Source organism: uncultured Ellagibacter sp. (assembly GCF_934636505.1).
Taxonomy (GTDB): domain Bacteria; phylum Actinomycetota; class Coriobacteriia; order Coriobacteriales; family Eggerthellaceae; genus Ellagibacter.
In genome coordinates, this window is sequence record NZ_CAKUAL010000001.1 from 63145 (window position 1) to 74456 (window position 11312).

Below are 11312 nucleotides of genomic sequence, written 5' to 3' on the forward strand. Positions count from 1 at the left end.
CCTTCCCAGCGATTTTGACCCGCCCTGCGGCTCAAAATGAGCAAGCTCCGCTACCACCTTCCCAGTAGCGGAGCTTGTGCTATATTCAGGCGACAGCATAAGAGGGGGTTCGCTATGGCCGAACAGTTTGACGAGATGCTCGACGCGATTGCTTTTGTAGGCGACACGCTCGCGCCGTTTTTCCTGGAAGACCCGAAGACAGGCGGCGCGCAGGCGTCCTTTTCCGCCTTGGCGTCGCTCGATGCCGACGCGGCAGCGCGCGAGTGGCCTTTCGCCGAGGCGGCTTCGTCTGCCCTTGCTCTTCAGGAAATGGTCGAAGGTTTGGCGGAAGGCGTCACCGACGACCTCGTTTGGGAATACCGAGCCCTTTTCGTAGGGCCGGGGCACCTTGTGGCTCCGCCGTGGGGGTCGGTCTACACCGATCGCGAGTGCGTCGTGTTCGGCGAGGCGACGCTTGCGTTGCGCGCGTGGATGCGCGAGCACGGCGTCGCGCGGACGACCGACGAGAAAACCCCCGAGGACCATATCGGCCTCATGCTGGCTCTTATGTCCCATCTTTGTCGCACGCAGCCCGAGACGCTCGATGACTACCTGTGCAACCATCTTCTCACGTGGGCGCCGCATTACCTGGAGGAACTCGCATCTGTAGCCCGCCATCCCTTCTACCGCGGCCTTGCCGAGCTCACGCGCTCCACGCTTCTCGGCATCCAGGATTTCCGCGGGCTTTCCGTAAAGCTTCCGCGCTTCTACAAGTAAGGAATCACCATGTCGACGGGATTCGCCACCGCGTTCAGCGAAATCACACTCGTGCTTTTCACGACGCTTGCACCCTCGGGTGCGGTGGCATACGCGCTTATGTCGCTCCCTATCATTCGCGGAAGGCTCTCCGACGACGCCCATCGCCGCATCGACAAGGCGCTTTGCATCCCGCTCATCGTATCGCTGGTGGGGCTTGTCGCATCGGCCACGCATTTGGGGAACCCGGCAAACGCGCTCTACGTGTTCATGGGGGTGGGGAGAAGCCCGCTTTCCAACGAGGTGTTCAGCGCCGTCATCTTCCTTGCGTTTTCGGGCGTGTACTGGCTCTACTCGTTCGCCGTGAAGCCCCGCCAGCTGCTCCAGCGCCTGCTCGCCGTTGGGGCGTGTGCGAGTGGCATCGCGTGCGTCACGGCAATCGCCTTTGCGTACTCCGCGAGCACCATCGTCACGTGGGACACGCCGTTTTCCCCGTTGAGCCTGTGGGCGAACGCGCTGCTCGGCGGGCCGGTCCTCGCCATCGTGGGCTTACGGGCTGCGCGGTGGAAATCGCGGGGGAACCGCTTTGGGCGGCTCATGCTTGTGCTTGCGGTCGTTGCGCTGGCGGCATGCCTTGTCGTGTATGCCCTTCAGGGGGCGATTGTTTTGCCGGCCGAGAACGCCGTCGCGTCCGCTGGCGATTTGGTGCCGCATTACGCGCTGCTCGTCTGCGTCTTCGCCGTTTTCGCTGCGGCGGGAATCGCTGTCGACGCGTTGTCGCTGTTCAGGCCCTCTGTGTCGCAGGAAGGGAAGGCGTCTCCCGACGAGATGACCATCTCGGTTTCGCGCGCCTCGGTTGCGGCGCTGCTCGTGCTCGCGGGCATCTTCGTGATGCGTTTCTCCTTCTACATGATGCATATGACAGTTGGCATCAGCTTCTAGCGCGCTCGCAGCTGCGGGCCCGCAGGCGCCAGACCCCTCGCCCATGCGATCCCAAGCCGCTCGCGGCTGCTGGCGCCGGGGTTTTCACCCACTACCACCGCCAACTGCTCATTTCCCGCTTTCGGCGGCCAGCGCGTCTTAACAGGCGCCACTTTAGCCGCCTACAGTATTTTCCCCGCGCATTGTGCCGCCGCCGCGTTATCCTGTGCGATAAACCTACCAATAGAAAGGGGATTCCATGTACAAAGTGCACTGCTTGAACAACATCTCGCAAAAAGGGCTGGCGCTCCTGTCGTCCGACTATGAGCTGACCGACGACGTGTCGGAGGCCGACGTCATCCTCGTGCGCAGTGCGAACATGCACGAGATGGAATTCTCCGACAACTTGAAGGCGGTCGCGCGCGCGGGCGCGGGCGTGAACAACATCCCGCTCGACGCGCTTGCCGAGCGCGGGATTCCCGTGTTCAATACGCCAGGCGCGAACGCGAACGCGGTGAAGGAGCTCGTGCTGTGTGCCCTGTTCCTGGCTGCGCGCGATGTCGTGGGAGGCGCCGCGTGGTGCCGCCACAACGCGGACGACGAGAACATCGCGAAGAGCGCCGAAAAGGCGAAGAAGCAGTTCGCCGGCACCGAAATCATGGGGAAGACGCTCGGGGTGATCGGCCTTGGCGCCATCGGGCGCCTTGTCATCCCTGCAGTTGAGGCGCTGGGAATGAAGACGGTCGGCTACGATCCGTTCCTCGATGCCGAGCGCGCAGCTGCCATCTCCCCGAACCTCCGCTTCACCGACGACCTGCTCGACCTGTGTGCGAGCTGCGACTACATCACGATCCATGTCCCGGCAACGCCGAAGACGAAGGGCATGATCGGTGCGGACGAAATTGCGGCCATGAAGGAGGGCGCGGCGTTTCTGAACTTCTCGCGTGACACTCTGATCGACAATGATGCTATGCGCGCGGGACTTGCGTCGGGTAAGGTTCGCCGTTACGTGACGGACTTTGCAACGCCCGAGGTCATGACGATGGAGGGCGCGCTTGTCCTCCCCCATCTGGGCGCATCGACCGCAGAGGCTGAGGAAAACTGCGCGGAAATGGCCGTGCGCGAAGTTATGGATTACCTGGAAACAGGCAAAAAGGTCCACTGCGTTAACTAGTTTTTACGTCAGCGGCCTGTGAAAACGAGCCGCTGCCAAGGCCGCGCTCAGCGCCCGCCTTCCCACCTTACGCTCCCCGCGCGCGTTGCGTGCGCTTTTGCGGGCTGCTCGTGGAAGGCCGGGGTTTGCTGGGCGCGGTTCTTTTTTGGGCCCTATCTTTCCCTCTTCGTTCGCTGAGCGGCCTCTACGGCGAGACGAATGCGATTTTCCCTGTTCAACGCTGATGATTCGGAATCGTAATCGATGACGGTGATCGGCATATCGGGATAGCGGCGCGCGAATTCGTGGGCGAAGCCACGGGCGTGCACATGCGCTTTCATGCAGCCGAAGCTCTGCAGGTAGATCACGCAATCGACCCCTTTGCGCGAGAACTCGTCCAGCTGGTCGAGATAGCGGACGTCCTCGCAGAAGAGCTTGTCGGGGTCGGGCATCGCAACGTTGCACCCCAGTCGTTCCAACAACTTCAAGATGGAATCGTTCATGAGTGCGTCGAAACAGAGAAGCGGATTGCCGACAATACCGACGAGAACGCGCCCGATGCCTTCCTCCTTGGGCGTGGCGGGTTTTTCGATGGGTCGCGGCCAGCGTTCTTCTTCTATGATATCCGGGCAGCTGCCGTTGAGCCGCCAAATCGTATGGGCGAGTCCATCGAGTAGGCAGCGGTTGCAGACTAAGGGAATATGCAACGCTCTAACCTGGGGATTTTTTTCAACTATTTGCAAGGAACGTGCGATGAGAGCTGCTGCGGTAAAGCAGACGTCGCCCGGCACCTGGCGTTGCGCCACCTGTGCATCAACGGCGGATATCCCCTCGCTCATGACGTTCGGAATACGCTCGAACTCGCGGCCCGAAGCTTCGGCGACCCCTGCGTTGCCAGTGGCGTTTTTGCTCGCAGCGCGCTCCTTCTCGACATGCGATACCGTGGCCAGGGTGCTTGCGCCTGAACGGCCAATCGTGTGTTCGCGCTCTTTCAAGCTCGCAGCGAGCAATCCTTGTCCGCTTTTCCCGCGGCGGCTCATCGACTCAATCCCCTCGGCCAGCGTGCGAAGGCGGATATTGAGGTGAGCCTTGTCCGAAAGGTCGTCGATTTTCAGCGCAGTGAAGGGCTTTCCTGCCGCTTCGAGGATGTCGCGCGCGTCTTCAAGGCTCAGCGCGTCGTAGCCGCAGCCGAACGATTGCAGGCACACAAGGTCGACCTGCGCATTCTCGGCGGCGAATCGAGCGAGGCGCGCAAGGTGCTTGCCCGGTTTCCATGGCGGGCAATTCGGGTCGTGCGGTCGACGCGTCGCCCACGCATCCGAGCTTGTGGGGCACAGGATGGCGAATCCCAACTTCGTAAGCATCGTATCGATTCCCCTCATAAGACGAGGGTCGGTGTGATAGGGGCGCCCGGCAACCACGATGGCGTGCCGCTGTGCATCCTTGGCAAGCCAGTCGATTACCTTTTCATTTGCTCGGGCGACTGTATCGAAGAATTCCCTTTGCGATGCAAGCGCCTTTTTGAGGGCGTGGTCGAACTCTTCTCGCGAAAGCGGCGCGCCGTCAGGGCAGAAGCTTCCTACCTCGGAAAAGAGCGTCGACAGGTCATCCTCGTCCTTTACAATGCGCGCCACTTTGAACGATGAAAGGTGGGGTCGTGAAAGCCGCACCTCTCCTTGCTCAAACGCGGGTACGGCATCTGCGAGCGCATCGGCGTATTCGCACGACACCGCGCAGCGTCCGATGCGGTTGAAATGAGGCATGAAAATAACGTCCGCACCTGCGTTCATCAGGTCGAATGCCCTCATATGCGCAATCTTTGCGGGAAAACATGCACCTTCGGCGGGGACGGTTGCGAGCGCCGCCTGTTCGAGTGAGGCGCCGCGAGCATCGTCGGGCATGATGACGCTGAAACCAAGCTCTGCGAACAGCGCCCGCCAAAACGGCGTATATTCGTAGGTTTCGAAGCAGTTCATGATGCCGATCGAGCGCGTCCCGCGGGCGCCGCCTTGCACTACGCTCTCAACCGACTGCAGCAGATGCTGCTCGACGGCGATCGCGTTCGGGGCCTGGTGGGGGCGGGGGGTCGGCTTGCGACCCTCAATCGCGGCCGCTTCCGCGGCGCGGGTTTTGGGCTCCTCGTTGCGCGAAAACTCGAAGTCATTCGCGCTGCTGCACTTGTTTCCGCTGATGAAACGCCTGCCATTCCCGAAATCGGCAATGGCGAGAAGGCACGCGTTCGAACACCCTGGGCATCGGGACGAGAAACGCTCGACGGACAGCGACTCAAGCTCGCGCGCGGAAATCATCGTGCTTCGCGGCGCTGCGTCCAAGTTGCCGTCGGCTTTCCCCATCGCATCATGGGCTCGCTCGCGCGCGATCAGCGCCGCGCCGATCGTTCCCATAAGATGGGCGGACTCGGGGCGGATGGCCTCCACACCGCAAACCTTCTCGAATGCGCGCAGCGCGGCGTCGGACTTGAAGGTGCCGCCCTGCACGACAATCTTGGAACCCAGCGTATCAATCCTTTCGGCGCCGATGATGCGGAACAGGGCGTTCTTCACTACCGAATACGCGATACCCGCTGCCAAATCGTTGACGCTCGCGCCGATCTTCTGGGCGTGCTTGACGCGGGATGACATGAACACCGTGCACTTCGTCCCCAGGTCAACAGGGTGCTCCGAGGTAAGTGCGGCATCGTTGAACGCATGGGGGCTCAAACGCAGCGAGTGCGCGGTGCCCTCGATGAACGACCCGCAGCCGCTTGAGCATGCTTCGTTGAGGATGGCGTTCGACACCATGCCGTTCTTGATCCAGAGAGCCTTCATGTCCTGTCCGCCGATGTCGAGCACGAACGTCGCGTCGGGCACGAGCTCCATTGCCGCGCGGGCGTGCGCCGTCGTCTCCACGATGCCTGAATCAATACCGAGCGCCGCACGCAGCAGGTCCTCACCATATCCCGTCGCCGTGGCATGTGCAACCCAGGCGGTCGTTTCGTCCGTGCCGTAGACGTGGGGGGCGATCTGTCGAAATCGAGCAGCTCTTCGGTCGCGGTGGCGAGTGCGTCGCCCTGCACCGGCGTATAGCAGGAATAAACAAGGTTACCCGCATCATCGATAACGGCCGTCTTCACCGTGGTCGATCCCGCGTCTATCCCTAAGTAAAGCGGACCCTTGCAATCGAAGAGCCTCTTTCGGGGGAAATCAACCCGTGCATGGCGCTCCTTGAACGTCTCACGTTCTTCGTCGGTTGCGAACAGGGGTTCAAGCCGCATTAAGTCGTCTTCCGGCGCATCCGCTTGTCGTATGCACTTCTCGAGTTGCCCAAGCGATGTAGGCTTGCTCTCTGGCAGCTCCCCTGCATACAGTGCGGCGCCGTGGGCGGTGAAGATGTGGGCCCAGCGTGGCCGAATGCCCTCTCCGCGTTTCAGCCCAAGGCCAATCTGAAAGCGTCTGACCAGGTCAGGAATGAATTGTAATGGCCCTCCGAGGAAGATGACCTTCCCTTCAATGGGCCGTCCGCATGCGAGCCCGGTAATCGTTTGCCGCACGACGGCCTCAAGGGCGCTCGCCGCAATGTCGCTCTTCTTTGCGCCAGCGTTCAGAAGCGGTCGTACGTCGGTTTGCGCGAACACGGCGCATCGCGACGCAATCGGGTAGATGCGCGACGCCCCGCCTGCAAGCCGGCTCATGTCGCTCGAACGCACGCCGAGCATGAAGGCAATCGAGTCGATGAACCCGCCTGTCCCGCCGGCGCAGGTCGCGTTCATCCGCTGTTCGGGGTTGCCCGAGAGGTAAATCACCTTCGCGTCCTCGCCGCCAAGCTCGATGACGGCGTCGGCGTCGGGGTAGAGTTCTCGCACGGCGCGCTCGGTTGCTAGAACTTCCTGCACAAACGGGAGCTTAAGCATCTCGGCGAGCGCGATGCCCGCCGAGCCGGTGACGGTTGCCTTGCCGGGAAGATCGCCATAACGCCAGGTCAGGTTGTGCAGAATATCGACAAGCGTCTCGCGAATGTTTGAAAGATGGCGGCGGTAAATCGAGTTCACCACGGTGCCGTCTTCGTCGACGATCACGACTTTCACGGTCTTCGACCCCGCGTCGATTCCGAAGCGATAGGTTTTAGCGGAATCCTCTGCCGTCATCTTTCGAGCGCCAACTTACGCGCTAGCGGCGCGGAGGATTGTTCTCCGAGTCGTATGCCTCGCGTTTGGCGGCCTCGACCATGCTGAGAAGTTCCTGCTGCGTATGGATATCGAGCTTGCGATAGATATGGTTGATATGCGTCTTCGCCGTGCTCTTAGAGATGCAAAGCTGGTCTTGAATGAACGCCGCGTTATGGCCCTTCGCAAGAAGGAACATAACCTCGGTCTCGCGCCGCGAGAGAAGGTAGCGGTCGGCAATTGCCTCGCATTGGGCATGGAAGCGGCCCTTCGCGCGGCGACCCTCCTCGGCATCCTGCGGTGTCTCCTGAGGTTCTTCGGATTCGGGAGCGGGCGCCTTCTCTGCAGTGGCGTCTCTCTCGTCCAGCGCGGCGATGTGCTTTTTCAGGGCCTCCGTTCCCTGATCAACGTTTACTCCTTCAGTTGGGGCGGCGACAATCGCCTTCACTTCGCGCTGGCGGGGCGACAGCACATATCCGAGGATGAGCGCAAACAGAACGAGTAGAGCCCCAGAGCCGTAATCGGCTCCCGTGATCATGGAGCTGGCGTCGCTGATCGGTGTCATGGCGAAAAGGGTCCCGAAAAGAGAGGCAAGCGCAAGCGTGCCTCGTCCCGTGCCGAACACGAAAATGGGCGAAAGGCGGAACTCCTGCGCCAGATCGGCGAAGAATATCCACATGAGCGCTTCAAAACACATGTATCCCACGATGAGCGCGAGGCACGCGAGAAGCGAGCTCGGTGAATCGAGGAACGGCAGGGAAATCGCTGCGAGGGCGATGAACGGCAAAAGCGTTCGGAAGATGAGGTCCCAATGCCCCTCGTTCTTCGAAATGAAAATCGTTGCGATGGTGATGAACATGCCCAAACAGGCTGCGGCGCCCATGACGAGGAGCATCGTTAAGTCGGCGGCAGGGAGCACGATGTTGCTCGCAACGGTGCGCAGGACGCCGAGCGCGAAACCGAAGATCGCTGTCGGGATAAGCATGCGGACAAGGAACTGCGCGGGCTTGACCGTCAACGGATGGAAAATCGGAATCTCGCGACGACGATAGTAGGGAATCGGCGTCAGACGCCAGAGGATGAAGACTTCGGCAATGGGGAAGATGCCGGTGATGACGCCCGAGCAGAAGGGCGGCACCAAGTGAGTGAGAACCATGTAGAGGCCGATGCCGATGGCGACTGAAACCGCCGTGTTCAGGATGATAGTGCTGAACTCATAGCGTGCGAACGCCGTGCCCCACAGCACGACCATAAGACTCGATCCGATGCCCGTTGCCAAGCCGGCGAAGAGCAGGGCGAGGGTGCCGAGGGGCCCGCCGACAGGAACGAGGAACGAGGCGTAGGTGCCCAAACAGATGAGCGATGCGGAAAGCCCGAGCGCTCGCTTCGACACGTAGAAGCGCAAGAACATCTGATTGGTAACGCCAAGGGCAAGAAGTGCGATGCCGAAGAAAATCATCGAGATTACGAGAACGATGAGCGAGCAGGAATATGCTCCGTCGAAAAGCATGGTGAAGGGTTTGTCGGTCCCAAAGAACACGCCAGCGCTGAACATGGCAGAGTAAATCCATGCTTGATGGAAGCCGTACCCGAGTGAAAGCGTATTAAGTTCACCTGAGGCGTCAGAGCCGTTTTCCTTGCCTGCGACCGTGATAGTGACATGCGGAAAAGTCGAAGCCATAAGTTGTTCCCCTAAATAATGCGTTTGCGAGCTTCGTGATTATCTTCTTTTGCGCGGTAATTCTCAACCTAAACGTTCGATACTGCATACGCAACTATATTACCCTACTGAAGCTAGGTAATGCTATCGAATGCGCGCAATCTTTGCTCAATTTCGTGCGCAGAATGCAACAAAAACAACACAGTGCCCATTTTTGGGAAGGGACAGGCAATTGAGATTTGATGAGGGCAAAAGTGGACAGATTTACGCGTGGATGTCGAAATATCAACCCGTGAGGTTGATACGATATGAGCAAAAATAACCTCATGGTTTGACGCTCATACCGTTTGCCTTACGTAAAGTACCGCTTGTCTGTTCGCCGGCGTTTTTATACCGCTGGCCGCAGGGGATAGATTGGCAATTTGAAAGAGAAGTCAGAAAGGGGGATGTGGCACATACGGTTTCTCGCAATGGATGCGAGAGGGCGCCGAAGCTTCTGCAATGGCCGGTATTGAAGAGTCACTACCCGTAGTTGCGGAATCTGAATTCTGGGGCGTGTCCTTCGCACCATGTTCTTGCCGTTAGTGCAAATGGGGAGTAATTGCATGGCGGTCCGCCTAAGGGATATAGGCAAAGCCGCTCCGCTTGAGTCGGGATACTCAAGCTTCTCACTTAAAGGAGGGACTAATGAACGGTAAGGAATTCACCGTTTCAGAGGTTGTAGACCATTTGGGAGTTAACGGCCACACGTGGCTTATGTTCTTCCTCATGATCTTCGCTATGATTTTCGATGGTTACGACTTCATGGTCGTTAACACCACCAACCTGTTCGTTGCACATACGTTCTGGCCCGACAACCCGAACCCGGGTGCTCTCATGGGCTCGCTCACCACGTGGGGCCTGCTCGGCATGGTTCTCGGCGGCGCAGTCGGCGGCATCCTGTCCGACAAGATCGGCCGTAAGAAGATGCTGACCATCGCTGTTATCTTCTATGGTCTGTTCACCTTGCCCCAGGCTTTCGCGAACGACCTCGTGTTCTTCGCAGCATTCCGTCTGATCGCCGGCTTCGGCGTCGGCTCCTGCATCCCCATCGTCACCACCGTGTTCTCTGAGACGATTCCGTCCAAGCAGCGCGGCGTCTTCGTGACGATCGGTATGGCGGGCATGGTTGCTGGCTGGGTTCTCGCTGGTGTTGTCGGCAACCCGATCTGCAACACCGCAAGCCCGATTCTCGGCGGCTTCACCAACGAGGTCACCTACCTCAACGCTGATGGTTCCTCTGCCACCATGTACGCCAACTGGCGCCTCTGCTACCTGATCGGCGCTCTGCCCATCATCTACGGAATCGTGCTTCACTTCTTCATGCATGAGACCCCGCACTGGTTCGCCAATGCCGGTCGCATGGAAGAGGCTTGCAAGGCTCTCAACCATCTGCAGCGCTCCGCTGGCCAGGAAGAGACCCACTTCGACCCGAAGCTCCTCGTCGTTCCGCCGAAGCCTGCCAAGACCTCCCCGAACATCCTGTTCTCCAAGAAGTTCATCGTCCCGACCGCCGCTATCTGGACCGCTTACTTCGTTGGCCAGTTCTGCGTGTACGGCATGAACGCATGGCTGCCCACCTGGTTCAAGGGCATTGGCTACACCCCGACTGAGGCTGTTGCTCTCCAGACCTGGAACAACGTTGCTGCTATCGCCTCCAACTGCTGCGTCGGCTTCGTCGCTGACCGCATCGGCCGTAAGCGCAACCTGGCGTTCTCCTGGATTTTCTGCATCGTCGCGATCGTAATCTGCTCCGTGTTCGTTGTTCCCAACAACTTCGGTCTGTCGATCGCCCTCATGCTCCTCTTCGGCTTCGCTCTGAACTACGCCATCACCGCTGTTCAGCCGCTGATGCCTGAGTCCTACCCGACCGCAATCCGCAACACTGGCGTTTCGTGGTGCCAGGCGTTCGCCCGCTTCGGCGGCTCCGCCTCCTCGATCGTCCTCGGCGGCATCGCTGGCATGGCTATGTTCCAGACCGCAGAAGGTGCCACCAACTGGTCGATGGTCGTTCTCGTCCTCATCGTTCCGTTCGTCCTCGGCTTCATCTGCTGCCTCCTGTTCGTCAAGGAAACCGGCGGCAAGTCCATGGATGAGCTGGCTGGCGACGGCAAGACCGACGCCTCCGACACCGGCATGACGAACTTCATCATCATGCTCGTCGTGATCGCGTTCCTGTTCGTCACCTGCATCGTGTGCCCGCTGGCTGTCTCCGGCTGGTCGAAGAACCCAGTCGCTCTGCCTCTCATGGCCGTCGGCGTTCTGCTTCCGTTCGTCTACTTCTTCATCTTCGCTACTCCGTATCGCAAGGCTTACTTCGAGAAGTAGTGCAAGATCGAAAAGCTACCCATTCGGTTGCATCGAGAACCCCCGCTTTGGCGGGGGTTCTTTTATGTTACGAGGGAGGGAAGAGCTGCAATATCATCCTTGCCACTATGGTGCCGCAAGGGTAGTGCGGTCTGACCCCTCTGAATGAGAGGCAAGAAAAAAGGCGGCCTCGGAACTGCGAAGTCCGAGACCACCTTGGGTTTCTTTAGCGGCGCGTTACTAAAGGCCGTTTGCCGGGCTAAATGCTATGGGCGAGTTAGCCGATAGCATTGCCTTCCTCGTCGTAGAGTTTCTCGTAGGGCACGCCCTTAGGC

The 11312-nt window shown here is 59.7% G+C and carries 7 protein-coding genes; 4 read left to right on the top strand and 3 right to left on the bottom strand.

Going from position 1 to position 11312, the window contains the following annotated elements:
* Window positions 1-114: 114 nt before the first annotated feature.
* The 3 genes from dmsD to Q0G18_RS00265 all read left to right on the top strand — a co-directional run bounded on the left by dmsD (window position 115) and on the right by Q0G18_RS00265 (window position 2830).
* On the top strand, window positions 115-756 hold the full coding sequence (dmsD, locus tag Q0G18_RS00255) for a Tat proofreading chaperone DmsD (RefSeq protein ID WP_297148363.1): 642 nt from the start codon (window positions 115-117) through the stop codon (window positions 754-756).
* A 9-nt stretch (window positions 757-765) separates the two neighbouring features.
* On the top strand, window positions 766-1677 hold the full coding sequence (locus Q0G18_RS00260; RefSeq protein ID WP_297148365.1) for a DmsC/YnfH family molybdoenzyme membrane anchor subunit: 912 nt from the start codon (window positions 766-768) through the stop codon (window positions 1675-1677).
* A 238-nt stretch (window positions 1678-1915) separates the two neighbouring features.
* Window positions 1916-2830, top strand: coding sequence for a 3-phosphoglycerate dehydrogenase (locus Q0G18_RS00265; RefSeq protein WP_297148367.1), 915 nt, complete (start codon window positions 1916-1918; stop codon window positions 2828-2830).
* Between the two features lie 152 nt (window positions 2831-2982).
* On the opposite strand, the gene Q0G18_RS00270 is transcribed toward Q0G18_RS00265, so the two are convergent.
* From Q0G18_RS00270 to Q0G18_RS00280, 3 genes are read right to left on the bottom strand one after another with little or no spacing between them, the layout of a single operon-like run.
* The gene (locus Q0G18_RS00270; RefSeq protein WP_366768794.1) at window positions 2983-5751 is read right to left on the bottom strand and encodes an acyl-CoA dehydratase activase-related protein; all 2769 of its coding nucleotides are present in this window, start codon (window positions 5749-5751) and stop codon (window positions 2983-2985) included.
* Complete coding sequence (locus tag Q0G18_RS00275; RefSeq protein WP_297148369.1) at window positions 5634-6953, bottom strand: BadF/BadG/BcrA/BcrD ATPase family protein; 1320 nt, start codon at window positions 6951-6953, stop codon at window positions 5634-5636. The genes Q0G18_RS00270 and Q0G18_RS00275 overlap by 118 nt, the downstream gene beginning before the upstream one ends.
* A 22-nt stretch (window positions 6954-6975) precedes the next feature.
* Window positions 6976-8652: a LuxR C-terminal-related transcriptional regulator gene (locus Q0G18_RS00280; protein ID WP_297148371.1), complete on the bottom strand. Its 1677-nt coding sequence runs from the start codon at window positions 8650-8652 to the stop codon at window positions 6976-6978.
* A gap of 666 nt (window positions 8653-9318) precedes the next feature.
* Between Q0G18_RS00280 and Q0G18_RS00285 the strand changes: the two genes are divergently transcribed.
* On the top strand, window positions 9319-10998 hold the full coding sequence (locus Q0G18_RS00285) for an MFS transporter (RefSeq protein WP_297148373.1): 1680 nt from the start codon (window positions 9319-9321) through the stop codon (window positions 10996-10998).
* The last annotated feature ends 314 nt before the right edge of the window (window positions 10999-11312 follow it).

What these genes read in the sequence shown, in the direction of transcription:
- dmsD (WP_297148363.1), top strand. Translation starts at nt 115, where the DNA reads ATGGCCGAACAGTTTGACGAGATGCTCGACGCGATTGCTTTTGTAGGC.
- Q0G18_RS00260 (WP_297148365.1), top strand. Translation starts at nt 766, where the DNA reads ATGTCGACGGGATTCGCCACCGCGTTCAGCGAAATCACACTCGTGCTT.
- Q0G18_RS00265 (WP_297148367.1), top strand. Translation starts at nt 1,916, where the DNA reads ATGTACAAAGTGCACTGCTTGAACAACATCTCGCAAAAAGGGCTGGCG.
- Q0G18_RS00275 (WP_297148369.1), bottom strand. Translation starts at nt 6,953, where the DNA reads ATGACGGCAGAGGATTCCGCTAAAACCTATCGCTTCGGAATCGACGCG.
- Q0G18_RS00280 (WP_297148371.1), bottom strand. Translation starts at nt 8,652, where the DNA reads ATGGCTTCGACTTTTCCGCATGTCACTATCACGGTCGCAGGCAAGGAA.
- Q0G18_RS00285 (WP_297148373.1), top strand. Translation starts at nt 9,319, where the DNA reads ATGAACGGTAAGGAATTCACCGTTTCAGAGGTTGTAGACCATTTGGGA.